The sequence below is a fragment of the Vibrio sp. QJM3NY_21 genome (assembly GCF_057785975.1).
The window spans coordinates 3,471,019-3,492,789 of the sequence record NZ_CM173513.1; the positions used below are offsets into that span (position 1 = coordinate 3,471,019).

Consider the following 21,771-nt stretch of genomic DNA (forward strand, 5'->3'; position numbering starts at 1 on the left):
CTTAGCCTCTCCCCTTTCGAATATAGCCACCGGAAACTGCAACAACATGCCCTGAGAGCTCAAGCTCTAAAAGCTGCATCATGACCTCATGCACAGGTATATGGGTTCTCTGTGCCAAAATATCAACGGGTGTCGCCTCTAACCCTACGTTAGCTAACAGCTGTGGAAATGGCAATTGTTCATTTTCCCCCATACTGGGCGTAGGTTCGAACAAGCTGGGTTGCTGATCGATAGACCAGTCTAACAGACTCTTTATTTCAATCAGAACATCTTGTGCACTCTGTACCAAGCATGCTCCAGCTTTGATTAAGCTATTACCTCCTCGACTGGTTGGGTTATGAATAGAGCCAGGAAGCGCAAACACCTCTCGGCCTTGCTCCATGGCATAGCGAGCTGTAATCAAAGAACCACTCTTCTCAGCCGCTTCAACCACCAAGGTTCCGAGCGATAACCCACTTATAATACGGTTACGGCGAGGGAAATGTTCAGGTCGTGGTTTGGCACTTGGGCGAAACTCTGAAATCAACGCACCATTTTCACAGATCCTATCGGCTAAATTTCTGTGTCGCGCAGGATAAATGGAATCCAATCCAGAACCCAATACAGCAAAAGTTTCCCCTCCTTTATCTAGAGCACCATCATGAGCATAGCCATCGATACCGAGTGCTAAGCCACTGGTGACAATCAAACCGTTTTGGACGAACTCTTTGGCGAAGGACTTCGCGGTTTGCAACCCTTCGAGACTGGCATTGCGACTGCCGACCATAGCGATTTGAGGCTCAATCAGTTTTTCAACGTGACCTTTAACGAAAAGCACGCTTGGCGCGGAGGCGGTCTCATTCAGCAGTTTGGGATAATGCGAGCAATTCGGGGTAATGATGTGATGGTTGGGTTGTCTTGCTTGCCACTCTAGGCAAGCCTCCACTTCTCTTGGGGCTTGCTCTCTTAGATAGGCAATTTGCTTGGCAGACAAACCAAGCGCTTGCAGTTGCTGACTTGAGTAACCAACAATATTCAAAGGAGAATCAATACTCAACAGTCGAGAAAGGCGCTTGCCACCCAATTGCGGAACAAAACTTAGAGTTAACCAAGCACTCAGTTGTTGCTCATTCACTCGGTGCCCTTAGCTTCTTCCTTCAAAGCCAGATCCAAAGGTGATACCGCCAGAATATCATTACTAACCGGTTTTGAGCTCTGAGTGATCAAGGCCAAGCTAAAATACTCATAAGGACGAATGACCATCAAACTACCAAGTGAGGTACTTGGCAGCTGCACCTTATCGCTCGCTGCAGACTCTTTGTAGCTGTATTCACCTTGCTTACCAAACACCACAGCGCCGCTTTCACTGAGGGTAAACATAGAGCCTTGGCGAAGATTGTCCTGTGAGCCTTTATTAATAACGACCACTTGATTCTTTGCACTGTATTGGCTGCCATCTAATGAACCCAAGATATTAGCAAACTGCCCCGCAGCACTAGGCGCTGGATAAAATGTGGTTGAGAGCTTCACCTGATCAACGCCAAGTTCAGGTAACACGAGGTCATTAAGTAACACCTCTTGCAGTTGAGTCTCTATCTGTAAACTACTGAACTCAGCATCCACCTCTTTCAAGCGCGCCGTGGCGACCAAACGCAAAGAGGTAATACTCGCTTGAGGTTGTTGCCTTTGATAAGTCTCGACGGCACGGTAGATACCCCATTTTTGATGCTGCTGGTTCCCAGAAATAAACAATCGGTCTTCACCCGATAAGAAGCGTTTGCCATCACTGGTCCCTAACACTCGTTGCGCTGACTGGATATCTTGCTGCTCAACCAAGCGGTCAGATTGTAGATACGGTAGAACAAGCCCCTCATTCACGGTAGGTACTGCTTTCTTCTCTGATACACGAATCTTAGGGCTTAGCTTGATTACGGGTTTAAGGCTCAACACAGGCTCACCATTAATCCAAACCAGAGACAATTTATCTCCGGGGTAAATAAGGTGAGGGTTTTCTATTTCAGGGTTTACCTGCCATAGCCTTGGCCACAACCAAGGGCTATCGAGATACATCGCGGAGATATCCCATAAGGTATCCCCCTTAACCACCACATACGCCTCGGGTGCGTCTTGTTTAATGGTTAAAGGTTGCTCACTATTTCCAGCCATAGCGGCAAACGAAAGCGAGGCACAAATAAGAGATAAAGCGGGGAAAAAATGACGCATGACCTAGGTTCCTTGGTCTGAATATATGACATCTGATTAGAGAATTAACTTCAGGATGCTGTCATTTGACCTCTAAAATGTCTAGAATTGAGCCAACAAGGTTTAAGCTGTTTCGGCACAGTTCAATATTTCGAGTGTATATGTCTGTATTACAAGTATTAACATTACCAGATGATCGTCTACGTACCGTGGCGAAACCGGTAAAAGAAGTTACCCCAGAGATTCAAAAGTTCGTTGATGACATGATTGAAACCATGTACGACGAAGAAGGTATCGGCCTTGCTGCAACGCAAGTAGATTTCCACCAGCGCATCGTTGTTATCGATATTTCAGAAACACGTGACGAGCCTATGGTTCTGATCAACCCTGAAATTACCGACAAACGTGGCGAAGATGGTATCGAAGAAGGCTGTCTATCTGTACCAGGCGCTCGAGCTCTAGTCCCTCGCGCTGCAGAAGTAACGGTTAAAGCATTAGACCGTGAAGGCAACGAATTCACATTCGACGCTGACGACCTTCTGGCTATCTGTGTTCAGCACGAACTTGACCACCTAGAAGGCAAGTTGTTTGTTGATTACCTATCGCCACTAAAGCGCAAACGTATTCAAGATAAGCTAGCGAAGATTAAACGTTTCAACGAGAAACAAGGTTAATAACCGCTGCTATTACTAAATTAAGAAGGAAGTCTACCTTGGGTCAATCTTTAAGAATTGTCTTCGCAGGTACTCCGGATTTCGCCGCCCGTCACTTGGCGGCGTTGTTGTCTTCGGAGCATGAAGTTATTGCTGTTTACACACAGCCAGATCGTCCAGCAGGCCGCGGTAAAAAACTGACTGCGAGCCCAGTAAAAAACATCGCACTTGAAAACAATATTCCGGTTTACCAACCAGAAAACTTCAAGTCAGATGAAGCTAAGCAAGAGCTAGCAGATTTGAATGCTGACATCATGGTTGTTGTCGCTTACGGCTTGCTTCTTCCACAAGCTGTATTAGATACGCCTCGCTTGGGTTGTATCAACGTGCATGGCTCGATCCTACCGCGCTGGCGTGGTGCTGCTCCGATCCAACGCTCTATCTGGGCGGGCGATAAAGAGACTGGCGTGACGATCATGCAGATGGATATCGGCCTAGATACCGGTGATATGTTAAGTATCGCGACGCTACCAATCGAAACAACAGACACCAGCGCGTCAATGTACGAGAAGTTGGCAGGCCTTGGTCCTGATGCTCTTGTTGAATGTTTAGCTGACATCGCTTCTGGTAAAGCTGTTGCTGAGAAGCAAGACGACGAACTTGCTAACTACGCGAAGAAGCTGAGCAAAGAAGAAGCTAAAATTGATTGGAATGACAGTGCAGAACACATCGAACGTTGTGTGCGCGCTTTCAACCCATGGCCAATGAGTCACTTTGCAGTTGTTGATAGCAGCTCCAATGATGAAAAAAGCATTAAAGTTTGGCAGACGCGTGTTGATGAAGAATCGACACCTGCGCCAGCAGGCTCAATCATCAAAGCAGATAAGACTGGTATCTATGTTGCGACTGGCGACAAAGTACTGGTTTTGGAACAGCTACAAGTTCCAGGTAAAAAAGCCATGTCAGTTCAAGATATCTTGAACTCACGTGCAAGCTGGTTTGAAGTTGGTACTCAACTTTCTTAACCGCTTTAAAGCTACTCAATAGGCACTTAAAAATGTGTAGCTTGTAAAAACACAGTTTAGAAAACCTTTACGAGGGCAGAGATGCCCTCATGTATTCAAATAAATATTCGGTACCCCTCATGAATGTTCGCGCTGCTGCTGCAAATGTCCTATTCCAAGTTGTCGATAAAGGCCACTCTCTTTCACACGCTCTCCCTGCGGCTCAAAAAACGATCCGTCCGCGAGACCATGCTCTACTGCAAGAGATTTGCTACGGCGCACTTCGTTACCTGCCTCGCTTAGAGTCAATCGCTAACGAACTGATGGAAAACTCGCTTAAAGGTAAAAAGCGCGTCTTTCACCACCTGATCTTAGTAGGCATTTATCAGTTGGGCTTTATGCGCATTCCTTCGCATGCAGCCGTTGCTGAAACAGTTGAAGCAACCAAAACACTGCGTGGCCCAAGCCTCAGTGGTTTGATCAATGCCGTACTTCGCAGCTACCTGCGCGATCAAGAAGAACTAGACGAGAAAGCCGTTAGCCACAATGCTGGCAAATACAGCCATCCAAGCTGGATTCTAAAAATGCTTCAAGAGAGCTACCCAGATCAGTGGGAGCAATTGGTTGAAGCAAACAATAACAAGGCACCAATGTGGCTGCGCGTAAACCGCCAACACCACACTCGTGACGAGTATGTTGAACTGCTTAAAAACGAAAACATTGAATACACACTGCACCCTGAAGCAGCTGATGCCATAAAATTAGCCTCACCTTGTGACGTTACTTTGCTTCCTGGCTTCGACAGAGGCTGGGTATCTGTGCAAGATGCTGCAGCTCAGCTTTCCGTTGATTTCCTAACACCAAAAGATGGTGAGCTAATCCTAGATTGTTGCGCAGCACCTGGTGGTAAAACTGCACACATTCTTGAACATACTCAAGACACTGAAGTGGTTGCAATCGACAGTGATATTAAACGCCTAGACCGCGTTTACGATAACCTTGAACGCCTACAACTGCGTGCCGACGTAATCTGTGGTGATGCTCGCTACCCTGAAGAGTGGTGGACAGGCAGTCAGTTTGACCGCATCCTACTTGATGCTCCGTGTTCAGCGACGGGTGTAATCCGCCGTCACCCTGACATTAAGTGGCTACGCCGTGCCTCTGATATTGATGCACTAGCAGAGCTGCAAAGCGAGATCTTGGATGCAATGTGGCGCCAGCTAAAAGAAGGCGGCACCATGGTTTATGCGACATGCTCTATCACGCCGCAAGAAAACGTGCTGCAAGTGAAAGCATTCTTAGAGCGTACCGAGAACGCAACGCTGGTTGGGTCTGATATCGAAAAACCGGGTCGTCAAATACTACCTGGTGAAGAAGATATGGATGGCTTCTACTACGCAGTTCTAGTAAAACAGGCATAACAACTAACAGCGGCTAAGAATTTATTTCTTAGCCGCTGTTTCTTTCTAGTGCATTATCAAAGCGAAAAGAGATCACTAGAATTACAACGGCAAAAAATAAGAGAAAAGCTATGAAGATCATTATTCTAGGTGCTGGACAAGTTGGCGGTACCCTTGCTGAAAACCTAGTGGGTGAAAACAATGACATCACGATCGTCGACCGTAATGCCGACCGACTTCGTGAACTTCAGGACAAATACGACCTTAGGGTTGTAAACGGCTATGCCAGCCACCCGAACACACTACGTGAAGCGGGCGCGCAAGATGCCGACATGTTGGTTGCCGTAACCAACATGGATGAAACCAACATGGCCGCATGTCAGGTTGCCTTCTCTCTTTTTAACACACCGAACCGTATTGCCCGAATCCGCTCTCCACAGTATTTAGAAGAGAAAGAAGCACTCTTCAAATCAGGGGCGATTCCAGTTGATCATTTAATTGCCCCAGAAGAACTCGTCACCAGCTACATCGAGCGCCTAATTCAATATCCAGGTGCACTGCAGGTTGTGAGCTTTGCTGAACAGAAAGTTAGCCTAGTAGCGGTAAAAGCCTACTACGGTGGCCCACTGGTCGGTAACGCACTGTCTGCTTTGCGTGAGCACATGCCGCACATTGATACTCGTGTTGCCGCTATCTTCCGTCAAGGTCGCCCTATTCGCCCACAAGGTACTACCATCATTGAAGCCGATGATGAGGTTTTCTTTGTGGCAGCGAGTAATCATATCCGCTCAGTAATGAGTGAGCTTCAGCGTCTAGAGAAACCGTATCGTCGCATCATGATTGTTGGCGGTGGTAACATTGGTGCAAGCTTGGCAAAACGCCTTGAGCAAAGCTACAGCATCAAGCTTATCGAGCGCAGCTACACTCGCGCCGAGAAGCTATCTGAAGAATTAGAAAACACCATCGTATTCTGTGGTGATGCTGCCGACCAAGAACTGCTGACCGAAGAGAACATCGATCAGGTGGACGTGTTCATCGCTCTAACCAATGAAGATGAAACCAACATCATGTCAGCGATGCTGGCGAAGCGAATGGGTGCCAAGAAAGTAATGGTGCTGATTCAGCGTGGCGCTTATGTCGACCTTGTTCAAGGTGGCGTGATTGATATTGCGATCTCTCCACAGCAAGCGACCATTTCTGCTCTGCTTACTCACGTTCGTCGTGCTGATATCGTAAACGTATCCTCTCTACGTCGCGGCGCTGCAGAGGCGATCGAAGCGATTGCTCACGGTGACGAAACCACCTCTAAGGTCGTTGGCCGAGCGATTGGCGACATCAAACTGCCACCGGGCACCACCATTGGTGCGATTGTTCGCGGAGAAGAAGTACTTATCGCGCACGATAGAACCGTAATCGAACAGGATGACCACGTAGTGATGTTCCTAGTGGACAAGAAATACGTACCTGATGTTGAGTCTCTATTCCAACCGAGCCCGTTCTTCTTATAGCCTTGTTCTCGTAAGCTTGTTCTCGCAACTTTCTTTTTGTGAGAACGACGCTCCGGCACAAAGCTGTAATCAATTAAAGCTATGGTCTATTAAGCTATGGTCAACTTTCGTCCGATATTATTAGTGATAGGGTTAGTGTTATCAAAACTCGCCCTTTTCATGTACATCCCCACATTGGTTGCCTTTTTTACTGGCACCGGTGGTTTCCTCGAGTTTGGTCAATCAGTAGTGATCACGCACATTGTGGCGTTCATCTGCTTGAGCTTGGGCCGCTCCGCTAAGTTCCGACTTGGGGTGCGGGATATGTTCCTGATCACCTCTTTGGTTTGGACAATTGCCAGCGCCTTTGCCGCCCTGCCCTTTGTCTTCATTAACCACATCAGCTTTACGGACGCCTATTTTGAAACCATGTCTGGTATAACCACGACAGGCTCAACCGTATTAAGCGGCTTAGACAGCATGGCACCAAGCATTCTGTTGTGGCGTTCAATACTGCAATGGTTAGGCGGCATCGGCTTTATCGTGATGGCGGTAGCAGTTCTACCAATGCTCAACGTTGGTGGTATGCGCCTGTTCCAAACCGAATCATCCGATTGGTCAGATAAAAGCAGCCCACGAGCAAAAACCGTCGCGAAGAACATCGTAGCGGTTTATCTGGTTCTGACTGGTTTATGCATCATTAGCTATTTGTTTGCAGGCATGAGTATCTTTGACGCGATCAATCACGCGTTCACAACACTGTCGACGGGGGGTTACTCAACCTCAGATGGATCGATGAACCACTTCTCCAACAGTGCTCACTGGGTGGGAACACTGTTCATGTTCCTTGGTGGACTGCCGTTCTTACTGTTTGTTAGCGCACTGCGAGGCCGAAAACTCTCAATCCTCTACAAAGACGCGCAAGTGAGAGGTTTTACATACCTGTTCTTGGTCACCAGCGCCGTAATATCAACATGGTTGGTGGTTAGAGATGGCTACACTGTTATGGATGCGATGCGTGTTTCGATGTTCAACATCGTATCAGTCGTCACCACAACCGGTTTTGGCTTAGAAGACTTCACCGCGTGGGGTGCACTGCCAACGACCTTGTTTGCATTCCTAATGATGGCGGGAGCTTGCTCGGGTTCAACCTCTGGCGGTATTAAAATATTCCGTTTCCAGATCGCGATGACCATGCTCCACAAACAAATGATGAAGCTAATTCACCCATCGGGCGTGTTTGTTCAACGCTACAATCAGCGACCTGTGAATGACGATATTGTGCGTTCACTCGTGGCATTTGGTTTGATGTTCTTTATCACGATTATCTTAATTGCAGGCGGCTTGAGCGCGATGGGGCTTGATCCTGTGACCAGTATATCTGGCGCTATCACAGCCGTTGCCAACGTGGGCCCAGGCATGGGTAACGTGATCGGTCCAACGGGTAACTTTGCTCCATTACCAGACGCTGCTAAATGGCTATTAAGTTTGGGAATGCTGATGGGCCGACTTGAGATACTGACGCTAATTGTTCTATTTTTCCCTGCCTTTTGGCGACGCTAATTACGCGAATATTTAAGGAAACACAGATGAAATCATACGTACTTCTCGCTAGCGCATTGCTCGCAAACTCAGTATTCGTAAGTTCTGCCTTTGCTGATCAAATGGTCACATTGCCTGATGGCAAGCAAGTGTTACTAAAAGACAATTTTACTTGGCAGTATATGGCAGAAAATAAAACAGAAGAAACAACAACGACAGAGATAACTTCAGCGGTAGCGACGGCGCCAGTCGCAGCAGTACCCGTAGTCGCTGTCCCAGTTGCAACGAGTACGCGTGGTACTACGATTGTGGTTAATAGTAAAAAGCCAAGCTTGCAACTGTCTCAATCAGGAGTGGATGTCGTATTAGGCGCGAGCCGCTATGAAGGTGGTGAGCTTATCATTCCGACAGCCATCACCAACCAAGGCACTCAAGCTGTCATTTTGGTATCACTTAACATCAGCGTATTTACCGCAGAAGGTGAGTTACTGGCACAACAAGAAGTCGCAGTCTGGAAATCAATCAAACGAATGGCCGACACTTACCTGCGACCAAAGACAGCTGAAGAAGGTAAGTTGATAGAACTCGACCTAGCAGAGCACCCTGAATATCAGATTAAAGCCGAGATTATCGAAGTCGTTGCCCGCTAAACTGGTGTCACGAACAGATAGATAGCGAAGAAATGGCAAGCGCAGCCCGCCAACACAAACAAGTGCCAGATGGCATGGTTATAAGGGATGCGTTTTGCCACATAGAAAATCACACCCAGCGAGTAAATCACCCCGCCAACCGCCAGTAACACCAAACCACCTATATCGATGTTCATCGCTAATTGATAAACCACAATCAAAGATAGCCAACCCATCGCTAAGTAAATGAACAGCGATAAGCGCTTGAATCGGTATACGAAAGCAATCTTCATGATGATACCGACTAACGCAATTCCCCAGATCACCGCCATCAAGCCCATCGCTAGTGGGGTTCTTAAGCCCACCAAGAGAAACGGCGTGTAACTGCCCGCAATCAGCAAATAAATCGCACAGTGATCGAGCGTTTTGAGTAAGCGCTTGGTTTTCTCAGTGGTGATCGAGTGGTACAACGTGGAAGCAAGAAAGAGCAGAATAATACTGCTGCCATACACCGCCATACTGGCAACCGTTAGCATGTCAGCTTGGTAATCAAACGCACGAATCAGTAACAGGATCAGGCCCACTACGCCAAGTACGACGCCCAAACCATGGGTTATCGCATTAGCGCGCTCTTCGATGTCACTGTATTCGCTGGCTGATGATGCAGACATGAGTATCCTACTAGAGTAAATGTTCGATTGACCCAGTATTACACATTAAGCTTACACGTGTAAGCTTAAATTTTTATGACAAAATGACTTATAAAATGTGCGATTCAGCTAAGATGCGCTTTCTAAATACTCGACCACCATCTTACCAGCGTCTTCTGGTGAGGTATCAAGCGGGACACTCAATTGGCGCTGTAGCTGACCAATTCCCAGCAAACTCGCCAACATGCCTTTTGCGCCATCGCGATTGCGGTCTATCTCAAACCACAACTTAAGTTCTGTCTCACCACGATGAGCAACAACCTCAAGCTCACGCCAGCGACCATGATAAGGGCCAGTCGTCGGAACAAATTCGAACTCTTGCACAAACGGTAACTCGAAACCTTCCACCGCCTCACACTCGACTTGGCGAATGCGTAGCCCTTGAGCTTCAAGTTCGTTAAAGATGCCATCGAGGAGTGCATCAGGACGAACCGTTAAGGTATCTTTATCCGATGGGTCAATCGCCATCGCAATGTCCAACCCGGTTTCCAGCCACACCTTTGAATCACCAATCGTGACTGGTGTATTCAGCGGTACATCAAACTCACATTCAAAGTCACGGGTTTCTCCCGGCTGAATCACAAAGGCATACGGCAGGCTCCATTTAGCCAACGAGTACGTCTGATGCATTCGGCGTTTATGACCGCCCTCTTGCCTTTGCGAGTTCATGGTGACTTCTTTGACGTAACGACAGCACAAGTTGAGATCAATGTTGTCGATTTCTTGTGGCTGAGCGCCACCATAGACATGCACAATAATGCTCGCCTTCTTGCCTGGGTAAAGCACTTCCTGTTGCAATACAGAATCCACCTTGGCAGATCCAATACCAAAACTAGCTAACGTTTTCTTTAAGAACGACATATGCACCTCCTTTAAAGCATCATCTTAAGCCTGAAAGAGGTTCAAACTCAAATATACTGCTCACACTATTTTAGCTCTAATATCGTTTAATTATCACTCAGGCGTCGATCGATAACTTAGATAGTGATAATCTAAGCCTTGATATGCATGCATATCATTATCCTGATTTATTTTTCGGATTGGCGAAAGCCAGACGAGTGACTCTTCAAGTAATTGAAGCGAAGCTCATGATAAGTCAGGCCATTAGATTGGCAATGGATATGCCTGACCGTTAGGTAAATTAATGCGCCCAACAGCTGTCAGGTTCTCGCACACCAACCGTAGTGCGATGCGTCGTCGTAGTGGCTTTGTTGCTGCTCCAACGGCTAAGAAATTGGCTCCTACAATGACTCTCGTTCAGAAGACTGCTTTATTAGCACCGACTGCAACAAAAGTAATTAAAGCCGCTTAACGAAAAGCGCAGTTTTTACTGCGCTTTTTTCTTGCCCAGTCCCATCTTGAAATGCCTTTACACATTGGTATTCCCTACCCGATTTGATACCTTAACCACAAATCATTATAAAATTTGTGGAGAAGTAAAGTATGAAGTGTCACCGCATTGAAGAACTGCTTGAACTGATGGAGCCTGAGTGGCAGAAAGATCAAGAGCTTAACCTATTAGAGTTCATCATTAAGCTATCAAACGAAGCTGGCTATCAAGGCAAGCTTGAAGAGCTGACTGACGATGTTCTTATCTACCATCTAAAAATGCGTAACAGCGAAAAAGATGAAATGATCCCAGGTCTTAAAAAAGACCAAGAAGATGATTTCAAAACGGCAATTCTAAAAGCGCGTGGCATCCTTTAACTGCTTAAATGCGTTAAAGCTTAATTGCCTTATAAATAAATTGCTCAATTCTAAAAAGCGACCACTCGGTCGCTTTTTTATTTCTGTTCGCTATTTTTTCGTCACAACTGTTATGACTTTTGTTGTTAAAGGTTGATAGCGTTAAAGAAATGAGAACAAGATTGTCGTTATAATCGCCATCCATAAGAATCTTCTAAAATAATAAGAGTGAGTGCGATACCAACAAATGCACCAAGCTCAATTTCTACAGGTTCTCTAAACCATACTTTCAAGTAATGTCGTCATGCCCGACTTAACCGGGTAAACAAGCCACAAAAAGGATAGTCCATGAGTCAGGATAAAATCGACATCAAAGATGTGACTCCTAAAACCTTTAACCCAAAAACACATAAAGGTAATGGAGATCGATTTAACCCAAGTAACCGAATCTATGTTCGAGAAAGCAAAGGTAAATTCCAACAACTTCGTCGTTACGGCGGTTGGTTCTTACTTTTACTTTTTGCGCTTATCCCATGGATCCCATTTGGCGAGCGACAAGCGATCTTGCTCGATATCGGCAGCCAACAGTTCAACTTCTTTGGTACAACCCTATACCCACAAGATCTGACGCTACTCGCCATCCTATTTATGATTGCTGCGTTTGGCTTATTCTTCATAACCACCTTCTTAGGGCGAGTCTGGTGTGGTTATTTATGCCCGCAAACCGTCTGGACCTTCATGTACATCTGGTTCGAAGAGAAACTGGAAGGTGCTGCCAATAAGCGAAGAAAACAAGACTCGGGCAAACTGACAAGCAATTTAATTCTCAGAAAAACCATCAAGCACATCGCGTGGTGGGCGATTGCCATTGCGACGGGCTTAACCTTTGTCGGTTATTTCATCCCAATCAAAGAGCTGGTGGTTGGTTTCTTTACCTTTAACTCGACTTTCTGGCCGGTGTTTTGGGTATTGTTCTTTGCTGGGTGTACTTATGCGAATGCCGGGTGGATGCGTTCTATTGTTTGTCTGCACATGTGCCCTTACGCTCGCTTCCAGTCAGCTATGTTTGATAAAGACACTTTCATCGTAGGTTATGACACCGAGCGTGGTGAAAGCCGTGGTCCTCGCTCTCGCAAAGCCGATCATAAAGCACTAGGCCTTGGTGACTGTATTGACTGCAACCTATGTGTACAAGTGTGCCCAACGGGTATCGATATCCGTGATGGTCTTCAATACGAATGTATTAACTGTGGTGCCTGTATTGATGCCTGTGATAACACAATGGAACGTATGGGTTATGACAAAGGCCTAATCAACTACACCACCGAACACAGGCTCGATGGTCACACAACCAAGGTAATGCGTCCGAAGCTGCTAGGTTATGGCGCCATATTGATCGTCATGCTGGGTTTGTTCTTTGCACAGATAGTGAGTGTGGATCCGGCAGGATTAAGCGTGTTGCGTGACAGAAATCAGCTATTTAGAATCAATAACCAAGGGCTTGTTGAAAATACTTACACCTTAAAGGTGATCAACAAAACTCAGCAAGAACAAGAGTACAAGCTTGATGTCAGCGGGCTGCCTGATTCTATCTGGTACGGTAAACAAACCATTACTGTCGATCCGGGCGAGGTTTTGAACCTGCCTATCAGTTTGGGCGTCGATCCAGAAAAACTCAGTTCACCAGTTTCGACAATTCAGTTTATACTCTCGGATAATGAAGAGTTTACGATGGAAGTCGAAAGCCGCTTTATCAAGAAGCTCTAATACCAACAACCTCAACAGTTGGTATACATACCCAATAAATGGAAAAAGGCTCAGTAATGAGCCTTTTTTATTCTATGACGATACAAGCCTTTAACTTTGATAACTTAACACCTGACTTCATGTGGTACGCACTGGAGAGCATTGGAGTTCGAGCGGAATCAGGCCTGCTCGCCCTCAACAGCTACGAAAACCGGGTATATCAATTTATAGATGAAGACCGTAAACGCTACGTTGTGAAATTTTATCGTCCACAACGTTGGAGCACAGAACAGATACAAGAAGAGCACGACTTTACACTTGAACTGATCGATCAAGAAATTCCAGTCGCACCACCGATACGCATCAATGGTGAAACCTTACATGAATATAAAGGCTATCTGTTTACACTGTTTGAAAGTGTGGGTGGCAGGCAGTACGAGGTGGATAACTTAAACCAATTAGAAGGTGTAGGTCGCTTCCTTGGTCGAATTCATAAAGCAAGTGCAGGTAAAACATTCCAGCACCGCCCAACCATTAGCTTAGATGAATACCTCTATCAGCCTCGTAAAATTCTAGAAAGCTCCCAATTTATTCCAACACACCTTGAGAATGCTTTCTTTAACGATATCGATTTACTGATCAAAGAGTTAGAACACCAATGGCCGACAGAGGTTGATAATATTCGCCTACATGGCGACTGCCACCCAGGTAATATTTTATGGCGAGACGGACCAATGTTCGTCGATCTCGACGATTCACGTAATGGACCTGCGGTACAAGATCTGTGGATGCTACTTAACGGCGAACGCCAAGATAAGCTGATGCAGTTGGATATTTTGTTGGAAAGTTATCAGGAGTTTTGTGATTTTAATCCATCACAACTGAAACTAATCGAACCACTGCGCGGTCTACGTATGGTGCATTACATGGGATGGTTAGCAAAACGATGGCACGATCCTGCTTTTCCTTTGGCCTTCCCATGGTTTAATGACCCTAAATATTGGGAGCAACAAGTACTTGCTTGTAAAGAGCAAATTGCTACCCTGCAAGAACCACCACTTTCGTTAATGCCTCAGTGGTAACAACAATCGCAACATACAACTAGATAAAAATTCAAACATAATGGAGATTGGATAAATGAAAAAGCTATTCGCATTTTTCTCATTGATCATGTTGAGCCTTTCAGCTCACGCTGCGAAATTTAACGAAGGTGAACACTACAAAGTTCTCGATCTAGAAGCATCAAAAAAACCAATGGTGACAGAGTTCTTCTCTTTTTACTGCCCACACTGTAATAGCTTTGAGCCAATCATCCAGCAGCTAAAACAACAGCTACCTAAAGACGCTAAGCTACAGAAGAACCATGTTTCATTCATGGGTGGCAACATGGGCCTGCCAATGAGCAAAGCTTACGCGACCATGATTGCACTGAAAGTTGAAGATAAAATGGTGCCAGTGATGTTTAACCGCATCCACACCATGAACAAGCCACCACGCGATGAATCAGAACTGCGTCAAATCTTCCTAGATGAAGGCGTTGATGCTAAGAAATTCGATGCGGCATACAACGGCTTTGCAGTAGATTCGATGGTTCGTCGCTTCGACAAAGCATTCAAAGACAGCGGCTTGTCAGGCGTTCCAGCTGTTGTAGTAAACAACCGCTACCTGATTGACGCTCAAGGTATTAACTCTCTCGATGAGTACTTCGAGCTGGTTAACTTCTTATTAAAGAAGTAAGGTAATGATTAAAGGAAGCTTCGGCTTCCTTTTTTTTCCTAGTTCAAAAATCATCATTGATAAATAATCAGCCATAAAATTCAGAGCTTTACTGGTATTAATAACCCGTCCTAAGAACCGGTGGGCAAGGAGCCCTTAAATGAAAATAAAAATCACACTTCTCGCATTAAGCGTTGTTACTTCGCCAGCCTTTGCCAAACTTGCAGACGAACAAGGTTTCAGTGGTGAAATCTCTATCAATACCGGGGTAACCTCTTCCTCCTCAAATTTTAATACCGATGCTGATAGCACCCTCTCGTCAAATAAACAGAAAGCCTCATCTGAAAGCTCATTTCTTGTCGCACCTTTAGGCAGTGTCGCTTACACCTTTGGTGAGAAGCTAAATCACCAGGTGTACACAGGTACTGCTCGTGATGATGTGGCAACCGGTACTGTTGTGCTGGAGGTTGGCTATAAATACCAACTAGAGTCAGGCATGACTATCGACGCGTCACTCCTGCCAACCATTATGTCAGGTGAAACTTGGGCGAATCCATACACAGAAGACGTTGCTCGAAGCAAAACCGATGAAACCGGCAATGCCTTTCGTTTGAAATTAAGTAGCATCGCAGGTTCTGCATTCTCGCTAGATATGGCCTACGCGACTAAAGATGTGAAAGATGATCGAGTTGAAGAAGCTCTACAGCGTGATGCCGAAACTTTCTACCTGAAAGGCCAATACCGCGTTCCATTGAGCCGCACCATGATGCTTATCCCATCGATCATTTATCAAACAAGAGATGCCGACGGCAACGCTGAGTCTTACGACCAATTTGGTGGTGAAGTAAGTTTATTTGGTGGCATGGGTCGCCATCAATATGCACTAACGGCGGGCTACAACCAACGTTCTTACGATGCAAGTAACCCGATCTACGATAAGAAACGCAGTGATGACAACATCAACCTGTTTGCCGCGTATGAATATGACCGATTTATGGATTGGGAAAACTGGTCGTTTGTTTCTCTTGCGGGCTATGGCACCAGCGACTCGAATATAACCTTCTACGATGAATCGCAATACATCGTCTCAGTCGGCCTGAACTACAAGTTCTAGTTAGGCATCACTGCTTGCTCATAGCCATTAGTTCATAACAACGAAAGCCTGCGTAAAAAGCAGGCTTTCTTGTTTGTATACCAATCACAGTAAATAAATGACCCGTTATTTACTACGATTGGCATGACTACACCGCTTGAGCCGTGAGTTGTTTCAACAGTCGATCCATCGCTCGGTAGCCAAGTGCCTCTGATAAGTGCTTCTTTTCAATCTGCTCATTACCGTCAAGGTCTGCAATGGTTCGCGCTACCTTAATAATGCGATGATAGGCACGGATCGATAAACCCAATCGATGTAGTGCGGTCTCGAGAAACTCCGCATCTTCACGTCGCAATGGGCAATACTTTTCAATTTCTCGACTACCTAACAGTGCGTTCGACTTATGGTTTCGAGATAACATCAACTGACGCGCTTGTTTAACTCGTTGCTTCACGACTTGAGTGGTTTCTCCACGATCGCCTCCTTCGGCTAGCATGCCTTTTGGGAGTAGTGGGATCTCTAATGACATATCGAATCTATCCAACAATGGCCCAGATAAGCGGTTGAGGTAACGCAGGATAATTTGCGGGTTCGCTCGAGCTTGATTGCCCTCGTAATATCCTGTTGGGCTTGGGTTAAGCGCACCGACTAATTGAAAGCGCGCCGGAAAACGCGTCTTACCCGCGACACGGGAGATAATGATTTCACCCGACTCTAGCGGCTCTCGCAGTGAATCAAGTACCTTACGCTCAAACTCTGGCATTTTCCTAATATTGAGTATTAGTAAGAAATATTGTCAGAGTTAGTGGAGTGAATCACTTCAGGTGCTCATGTCACGATAGGTAGTTTATTTTGTACGTGGTCGCGCAACTACTTATGCTACCCATTCAATCTTACTTTTTACCTAACCACGCTTATGAATGAATATTCATTTGGTCGTCAACTATAAATACTAATTAAATCAAAAAGGTCCTATCGAGAGTGGAACGACTACTTGCTGAAGTTGATCATAATTACCCTTCAACACTTTACACTCACACTAAAGCCATACGCTATGCACAACGTCAGGTAGCACAAGGTAAGCTAAACAGTTTTATCCAAAAACGTACTACATCTTTCATGTGATAGCACTCATTCGGAAAGGAGTGCCTTATTGCTTCTATCTATAATGATTAAATGGATAAACTATGTGATGATACGTATGTTTTTAACTATGCGATGAGCAAAATCATGACAAATAAATTTGAAAATGCGCTGCCTGAACTGAAAGAATTTGACTTGGAAAATGTTGCATTCAAAGTCGTTGACCCCACCCAGCTTCCAGAGAAAACTTTGTCTGCTTTTGATGAGTTTATGGCAGGGTCTACAGCACCACATCGTATTTACGTATATTCGCATGACTATGCGAGATTCTGTATGCTGGTTCGTGAAGGGCATATATCAATTAATTAGACTTCACCAACACCAGCGTCAGAAACACTTTTTAATATGTCATGCTTCTAATAAGAGCCCCAAGCCATGGCTATCTAAGAGGAACAAGTGCCTTAGACTTACCACTTAAAATACGTTTACTGAGTCAGCTTATTGTTAGTTTACCTCTATCAGTGATAGCCAACATGTAATCTGCAAGTCGACAAGCAAATGAACTTCTTCTTTTGATGAAAGATTTACACAGAGACAATGTGATAAGTTAACTCTATGCCTTGATGTAATTTTTGAGAACGTTTTAGTGAGTGCCTTATTCCAGATAATATCTGACCTGCATGAGGAGTTCTGCGGAACTACCATTGTGGATCTAGTTAACCCTGATGCTGATGTTGTAATTGTTGCTGGTGATATAACACATGGTGTGGGGCTAGCAGAGTTAGCATTGCAAGCAGCAAAATCCAATCCAGATCTTGAGTTTATTGTCATTTCAGGGAACCATGAGTTCTATCAGAGAGGTTTTGATTATCAGGATTATCTGTCCTGTATACCTCTTTGGAATCAATTGAGCGATAACTTACACTTCCTAGAAAACACTTCTGTTGTCCTTAACAAATTCGACCTTGAGTTATTTGGTGGCGTTGGTTGGACTAATCTTAGTCGGCTAAATGACGTAAATACACTGTCTTTACAAATGAAAATCAATGACTTCAAGAGCATCTCAGTAAATAACCAAGTATTGACCCCCTCTAAAATGAGAGAGCTCAATTTAGAGTTTAGAGATGCTTGTATTAACTCGATGTCAACCTCCACAGTACAAAACAAGATAGTTGTAACCCACTTCCCACAAAGCATTGAACTAAGACACTCTGGGTTTCCAGTCGACCTCTTGGCCTCCTACTTTTGCTCAGATGACAATAAACTAATTCGTGAATTAGCAAACTGTGGTGTAAAGGCGATGGTGAGTGGTCACACCCACGATAATTTTGATTGTATTGTAGAAGGTGTTCGGCAGGTTTCTAATCAGATTGGGTACGCACACGAAGGTAGCTATAACAAAAAGCTCCTCAATTCACGAAAATTGTTCAGATTATTCAATTGACCGAGTTTAATGCTAATAGCATTGAACTCGGTCACATTTGCTTGGATTTTGTTCTTTAAAGGCGAATAATGAGCAAAAGTATCTGTTTTATCGGCTTTTTTTCTATCTTACTCATACTTTCATCACCTCTGACTTATTTCAGGAGAGCTACGGCAATCGTGAAAGTTCAATAGTGGTTTTGACGTAGGGATCATTCTATTCATTGTGAGGTGCACTTTGATAGAGGTGACTGATAGCTAAGTTTGTGACAAGAGCGCCTTAGTGCGACTACTCCAAAGTATCTTAGAGTTATCACACTACAAACCAATAACACCACCAATTTACCCCATAGTTAACTAATGACAGGCTCTCACAAAGAGTTCCAGCTATTAGCTACGACCCTATGTTGCTTTCATCTCGCATCATCCTGTTGGGATTGATTCAAGCAGGATAGTGTCTACACATTCAGACTTTAAGCTCGTAGTATAAATGCTACTACAAATTTATTATTCAGCAGTACAAACATACAAAGTTAATAAAATGGCGACTTAACAGCCGCCATTTTATTCAGTATTTGAATCGCTTGTTTGGAATAATATTTAGCTTCTTAGCCAAAGAAGTCACCTTGCGGATCCTCCACCTAATTGTGCTTTCTTTCAAGCCTTCACCAACAATCTTAGTGAAAATATCTAAGCACTGTTGACCATTATTTATGGCATCCCATAGGTCTTTATACCCAGGATCTTGGAGCTGAGCCGTTAGCGCTTCCTCAAGCTCTTTGGTATTGGAAACTGCAAGTTGATCTCCAACTAGAACACCTGCATTTTTCAGGTCTGCTTTGGCTTTTGCCTGTTCTTTACCTGTAATTTCGTTGCCCTTGAGCAACTCTTCCGTCACTTGAATCATCATCGAGTAAGACGTAACAGGGAAGAACAAACCTTTGTTACCAGCACGATAGCTTGATATTTGTTTAAGATTTCCTAACTCTCTACCTACATCTGAGTGATTGCTACCAGTTAGCTTCAAATCACCATTTTTCTCTATCTCAATTATTTTTAGAGAAAGTAGCCATGACTTCAGAACAGTTGAATATTGTCCCCATGTTTTATCGGATGCATCAATGTATGGATAAAGCCTCGAGAACATATCTGGGATGCCAGATTCAGAGATCCGCTCACCCGCCATAAGGCCGCTGACAATAGTTTCAACAATCACATTATCCATAATTTTACGTCGCAGATACCCCGCGAGTAGACCTTGAGAGTAGATATCCTTGACATTTGTCGGGATCACCCAACAACCTTTGCTGCTTTTCGACGATTCTAATAAATCAAGGTTTCGACACTCCTTAACCGTATTGAACGCATACCCCTCACTCACATCCAATTCCTGTGACATCGTGGCTATATCGATTCTGCTCAAGTTTACTAATTTATGGAACTGAGAAAGTAATGTACTAGGGTACATCCTATAAATTGTGAGGGGTCTAAATTCAGGTAACTTCTCGTATACCAAATACTCTTTAAATACGTCGTTATATGTGTCGTACGTTGACCCGCTGAGTCTCACGAGCCTTGATGCAGTCAGCTTATCCAACACTTTAACTAAGATTGGATCTTCATCGAAGTGAACCTGAAGTTCTTTAAAGTCGGCAGGCAATTTCGCAGCAATCTTGGTTAGATAATCCTTCTCAATCTCATCTAACCCTTCCAGTTCCTCTTCAAATAAGTCATGCAATTTCAACCCTGCATTGATTAGCTCCTTTTGAGAATCACCTTGATTGGTTAGTTTGAGTACATGGGCAATAGTTCGCTTCAATAGCCAAGGGAAACCTTGTGCAAACTCAATGATGTAAGGAAGGATCTCTCGGCCAAGAATGTTGTTATTGTTCTCGTTGATCTTGTCGAGCAGAAGGATTGACTCATCTCTTTCGAAGTCTGGAAGAGTGTAGCTTTTAGACATCGAGTTGAGACGGGTAAGAGATACTTTCGTATCGTCATAAGTGGTTAACTGGTCGTTCTTCCTAGCAAAAATGACATACAGATTACCACCTATACGTGTGACGGCATTCGCTATGTACTCATAGCATTCATAAATGTCAGGGTTTAAGAAAGTTGACTCGAATTGATCGACAAAGAAGATAGCCTTTTTCCCATGGAGACTTTTATTTAGCTCAATTAGGTACTGATCAACTTCGTTATAGTTTGTCGGGATTGTATCTTTCCCCGTTAATCTAGCCAAAAGTGAAAATACATCATAGAAAGTCTTCACATCCCTCGAGTCATGAAGTTCTGTTACATTACCAGCATCAGCAAATTTCTGTTCGATAAATGAGATGACCGAACTTTTACCAACACCTGAACGACTCTTAATCTGAATGACATGAGGGATGTCATCATTGTTGATATGCTTGCTTATTTTGTCTACGAATTCATGCCTTCCCACAAAAACATTTGGACCAGCAGGTAGACGGTAGTCAGCCCAATCAGTACCAACTGAAAGCCCCTTTACGATCTCCCTAACATGCTTATTGTCTGAACTTGATGCATGTTGCTTTGCCTCAACAAAGTCGAAACCAGCTAGCTCGGGTAAGTTGTCTCTAAGTGCTTCACTGAATAATCGGTCTGAGAGTAGCTCACCACATGAATTGAATATAGCAAAAGCCGAAGGCGTGCCTGAATTTTTCAATTTCAGTATCAGTAGCTTAAATACCCCTGTATCTGTCTTTAGGATATTTGGCACGAGCAAATCATAACCAAGGTTATTGACGACTTTCTCAAGACTTTTATCAGTGGGAAGGTCTAAAGCTTCCGAAACTTCACTGTATAATTTTTGTCCTGTACTTGTGGTAACTCCCAAATAATCAACTGTAGAAAGGTAGTCCTCAGCATCGGGAGTCAGCGGGGAAATGGACAAAAACAAACCATGCACTTCCTTGGTGAGCAAGCCAAGCGGTAGAATCTTCCCAACAAAAGAAGAAATAATCTGACCAGACATACTTTTACTATGAGCCTTTGCCTCACCGATAATCTTTTGACCAGTGGCACGAGCCGTACCTTCGAGATCATACTCTAGACTAGAGTTTTTTTTGCGAAGCTCTACTACATACCCAACTTGCTCAAGATAGTCTTTAAGGAGGCCTTCGAAAAGCACGCCTTTGTGGTAGTTTACGTTCTTCGCATCTTGGTCGCTATGGTAAAACAAGAACATTCAATAGCCTCAGTTTGACTGCAAGCCGACAACCATAATCCCTAGGTATCAGGCTTATCGACATATAAATAATTGTGCATATCTTATTTTAAACATAGGTACTCAGCAAATAGAAAATAGGAGCAATATCAATATGTAGCTAATTTCGTGATCAAGGGTATCTAGAAGGTCTTCAACGATCCCCCTTTCGATTTTCAAGCTGCCTTTC

Annotated in this window: 19 protein-coding genes and 1 pseudogene; 14 read left to right on the forward strand and 6 right to left on the reverse strand. The window is 44.5% G+C overall.

Annotated features, from left to right (window positions below; genetic code table 11):
- Position 1: 1 nt before the first annotated feature.
- Together dprA and AC3CID_RS15590 are read right to left on the reverse strand one after the other, a co-directional pair.
- Positions 2-1,114 (reverse strand): DNA-processing protein DprA, encoded by a 1,113-nt coding sequence (gene dprA / locus AC3CID_RS15585; protein WP_017077324.1) that lies wholly within the window; start codon positions 1,112-1,114, stop codon positions 2-4.
- Entirely contained in the window at positions 1,111-2,202 is a 1,092-nt protein-coding gene (locus tag AC3CID_RS15590) for a LysM peptidoglycan-binding domain-containing protein (RefSeq protein WP_265974284.1), read from the reverse strand. Before AC3CID_RS15590 ends, dprA begins: the two co-directional genes overlap by 4 nt.
- 140 nt (positions 2,203-2,342) lie before the next feature.
- On the opposite strand from AC3CID_RS15590, the gene def reads away from it, so the two are divergent.
- The 6 genes from def (at position 2,343) to AC3CID_RS15620 (ending at position 8,917) form a co-directional block, all read left to right on the forward strand.
- On the forward strand, positions 2,343-2,855 hold the full coding sequence (gene def / locus AC3CID_RS15595) for a peptide deformylase (RefSeq protein ID WP_004735769.1): 513 nt from the start codon (positions 2,343-2,345) through the stop codon (positions 2,853-2,855).
- Between the two features lie 38 nt (positions 2,856-2,893).
- Positions 2,894-3,859 (forward strand): methionyl-tRNA formyltransferase, encoded by a 966-nt coding sequence (gene fmt / locus AC3CID_RS15600; protein WP_065205715.1) that lies wholly within the window; start codon positions 2,894-2,896, stop codon positions 3,857-3,859.
- A gap of 119 nt (positions 3,860-3,978) precedes the next feature.
- The gene (gene rsmB, locus AC3CID_RS15605) at positions 3,979-5,259 is read left to right on the forward strand and encodes a 16S rRNA (cytosine(967)-C(5))-methyltransferase RsmB (RefSeq protein ID WP_017077320.1); all 1,281 of its coding nucleotides are present in this window, start codon (positions 3,979-3,981) and stop codon (positions 5,257-5,259) included.
- A 110-nt stretch (positions 5,260-5,369) separates the two neighbouring features.
- Positions 5,370-6,746, forward strand: coding sequence for a Trk system potassium transporter TrkA (gene trkA / locus AC3CID_RS15610; RefSeq protein WP_004735766.1), 1,377 nt, complete (start codon positions 5,370-5,372; stop codon positions 6,744-6,746).
- A 96-nt stretch (positions 6,747-6,842) separates the two neighbouring features.
- Positions 6,843-8,288, forward strand: coding sequence for a TrkH family potassium uptake protein (locus AC3CID_RS15615; RefSeq protein WP_065205714.1), 1,446 nt, complete (start codon positions 6,843-6,845; stop codon positions 8,286-8,288).
- Positions 8,289-8,314: 26 nt separating this feature from the next.
- Positions 8,315-8,917, forward strand: coding sequence for a DUF3157 family protein (locus AC3CID_RS15620; RefSeq protein ID WP_488526738.1), 603 nt, complete (start codon positions 8,315-8,317; stop codon positions 8,915-8,917).
- On the opposite strand, the gene trhA is transcribed toward AC3CID_RS15620, so the two are convergent.
- Together trhA and AC3CID_RS15630 are read right to left on the reverse strand one after the other, a co-directional pair.
- Entirely contained in the window at positions 8,914-9,567 is a 654-nt protein-coding gene (trhA, locus tag AC3CID_RS15625; RefSeq protein WP_004735763.1) for a PAQR family membrane homeostasis protein TrhA, read from the reverse strand. The two genes, AC3CID_RS15620 and trhA, sit on opposite strands and share 4 nt — an antisense overlap.
- A 108-nt stretch (positions 9,568-9,675) precedes the next feature.
- Positions 9,676-10,467, reverse strand: coding sequence for a sporulation protein (locus AC3CID_RS15630; protein WP_114634151.1), 792 nt, complete (start codon positions 10,465-10,467; stop codon positions 9,676-9,678).
- Positions 10,468-10,750: 283 nt separating this feature from the next.
- On the opposite strand from AC3CID_RS15630, the gene AC3CID_RS15635 reads away from it, so the two are divergent.
- The 6 genes from AC3CID_RS15635 (at position 10,751) to AC3CID_RS15660 (ending at position 15,868) form a co-directional block, all read left to right on the forward strand.
- A complete protein-coding gene (locus tag AC3CID_RS15635; protein ID WP_004735761.1) occupies positions 10,751-10,918 on the forward strand; it encodes a hypothetical protein in 168 nt (55 codons plus the stop codon).
- A 131-nt stretch (positions 10,919-11,049) separates the two neighbouring features.
- Complete coding sequence (locus tag AC3CID_RS15640) at positions 11,050-11,313, forward strand: YihD family protein (RefSeq protein ID WP_054548310.1); 264 nt, start codon at positions 11,050-11,052, stop codon at positions 11,311-11,313.
- 327 nt (positions 11,314-11,640) lie between these two features.
- Positions 11,641-13,059 carry a cytochrome c oxidase accessory protein CcoG gene (ccoG, locus tag AC3CID_RS15645; RefSeq protein ID WP_488526739.1) on the forward strand — a complete coding sequence of 473 codons (1,419 nt, stop codon included), beginning with the start codon at positions 11,641-11,643 and terminating at the stop codon, positions 13,057-13,059.
- 74 nt (positions 13,060-13,133) lie between these two features.
- Positions 13,134-14,120: a serine/threonine protein kinase gene (locus tag AC3CID_RS15650; protein WP_145566009.1), complete on the forward strand. Its 987-nt coding sequence runs from the start codon at positions 13,134-13,136 to the stop codon at positions 14,118-14,120.
- Between the two features lie 55 nt (positions 14,121-14,175).
- Positions 14,176-14,775 carry a thiol:disulfide interchange protein DsbA/DsbL gene (locus tag AC3CID_RS15655; RefSeq protein ID WP_488526740.1) on the forward strand — a complete coding sequence of 200 codons (600 nt, stop codon included), beginning with the start codon at positions 14,176-14,178 and terminating at the stop codon, positions 14,773-14,775.
- A 139-nt stretch (positions 14,776-14,914) separates the two neighbouring features.
- Positions 14,915-15,868: a DUF2860 domain-containing protein gene (locus tag AC3CID_RS15660; protein WP_114634148.1), complete on the forward strand. Its 954-nt coding sequence runs from the start codon at positions 14,915-14,917 to the stop codon at positions 15,866-15,868.
- A 127-nt stretch (positions 15,869-15,995) separates the two neighbouring features.
- Here the strand turns inward: AC3CID_RS15660 and AC3CID_RS15665 are convergent.
- A pseudogene (locus tag AC3CID_RS15665) lies at positions 15,996-16,616 on the reverse strand (magnesium chelatase subunit ChlI family protein); the annotation flags it as partial.
- Positions 16,617-17,077: 461 nt separating this feature from the next.
- On the opposite strand from AC3CID_RS15665, the gene AC3CID_RS15670 reads away from it, so the two are divergent.
- Both AC3CID_RS15670 and AC3CID_RS15675 read left to right on the forward strand, forming a co-directional pair.
- A complete protein-coding gene (locus AC3CID_RS15670) occupies positions 17,078-17,299 on the forward strand; it encodes a hypothetical protein (protein WP_488526741.1) in 222 nt (73 codons plus the stop codon).
- A 337-nt stretch (positions 17,300-17,636) separates the two neighbouring features.
- Entirely contained in the window at positions 17,637-18,374 is a 738-nt protein-coding gene (locus tag AC3CID_RS15675) for a metallophosphoesterase (RefSeq protein WP_488526742.1), read from the forward strand.
- A gap of 546 nt (positions 18,375-18,920) precedes the next feature.
- On the opposite strand, the gene AC3CID_RS15680 is transcribed toward AC3CID_RS15675, so the two are convergent.
- The gene (locus tag AC3CID_RS15680) at positions 18,921-21,506 is read right to left on the reverse strand and encodes an nSTAND1 domain-containing NTPase (RefSeq protein ID WP_488526743.1); all 2,586 of its coding nucleotides are present in this window, start codon (positions 21,504-21,506) and stop codon (positions 18,921-18,923) included.
- Positions 21,507-21,771 lie beyond the last annotated feature (265 nt).

What these genes read in the sequence shown, in the direction of transcription:
- rsmB (WP_017077320.1), top strand. Translation starts at nt 3,979, where the DNA reads ATGAATGTTCGCGCTGCTGCTGCAAATGTCCTATTCCAAGTTGTCGAT.
- AC3CID_RS15655 (WP_488526740.1), top strand. Translation starts at nt 14,176, where the DNA reads ATGAAAAAGCTATTCGCATTTTTCTCATTGATCATGTTGAGCCTTTCA.
- AC3CID_RS15635 (WP_004735761.1), top strand. Translation starts at nt 10,751, where the DNA reads ATGCGCCCAACAGCTGTCAGGTTCTCGCACACCAACCGTAGTGCGATG.
- def (WP_004735769.1), top strand. Translation starts at nt 2,343, where the DNA reads ATGTCTGTATTACAAGTATTAACATTACCAGATGATCGTCTACGTACC.
- AC3CID_RS15615 (WP_065205714.1), top strand. Translation starts at nt 6,843, where the DNA reads ATGGTCAACTTTCGTCCGATATTATTAGTGATAGGGTTAGTGTTATCA.
- AC3CID_RS15640 (WP_054548310.1), top strand. Translation starts at nt 11,050, where the DNA reads ATGAAGTGTCACCGCATTGAAGAACTGCTTGAACTGATGGAGCCTGAG.
- AC3CID_RS15660 (WP_114634148.1), top strand. Translation starts at nt 14,915, where the DNA reads ATGAAAATAAAAATCACACTTCTCGCATTAAGCGTTGTTACTTCGCCA.
- trkA (WP_004735766.1), top strand. Translation starts at nt 5,370, where the DNA reads ATGAAGATCATTATTCTAGGTGCTGGACAAGTTGGCGGTACCCTTGCT.
- trhA (WP_004735763.1), bottom strand. Translation starts at nt 9,567, where the DNA reads ATGTCTGCATCATCAGCCAGCGAATACAGTGACATCGAAGAGCGCGCT.
- AC3CID_RS15630 (WP_114634151.1), bottom strand. Translation starts at nt 10,467, where the DNA reads ATGTCGTTCTTAAAGAAAACGTTAGCTAGTTTTGGTATTGGATCTGCC.
- ccoG (WP_488526739.1), top strand. Translation starts at nt 11,641, where the DNA reads ATGAGTCAGGATAAAATCGACATCAAAGATGTGACTCCTAAAACCTTT.
- AC3CID_RS15590 (WP_265974284.1), bottom strand. Translation starts at nt 2,202, where the DNA reads ATGCGTCATTTTTTCCCCGCTTTATCTCTTATTTGTGCCTCGCTTTCG.
- AC3CID_RS15620 (WP_488526738.1), top strand. Translation starts at nt 8,315, where the DNA reads ATGAAATCATACGTACTTCTCGCTAGCGCATTGCTCGCAAACTCAGTA.
- AC3CID_RS15670 (WP_488526741.1), top strand. Translation starts at nt 17,078, where the DNA reads ATGACAAATAAATTTGAAAATGCGCTGCCTGAACTGAAAGAATTTGAC.
- AC3CID_RS15650 (WP_145566009.1), top strand. Translation starts at nt 13,134, where the DNA reads ATGACGATACAAGCCTTTAACTTTGATAACTTAACACCTGACTTCATG.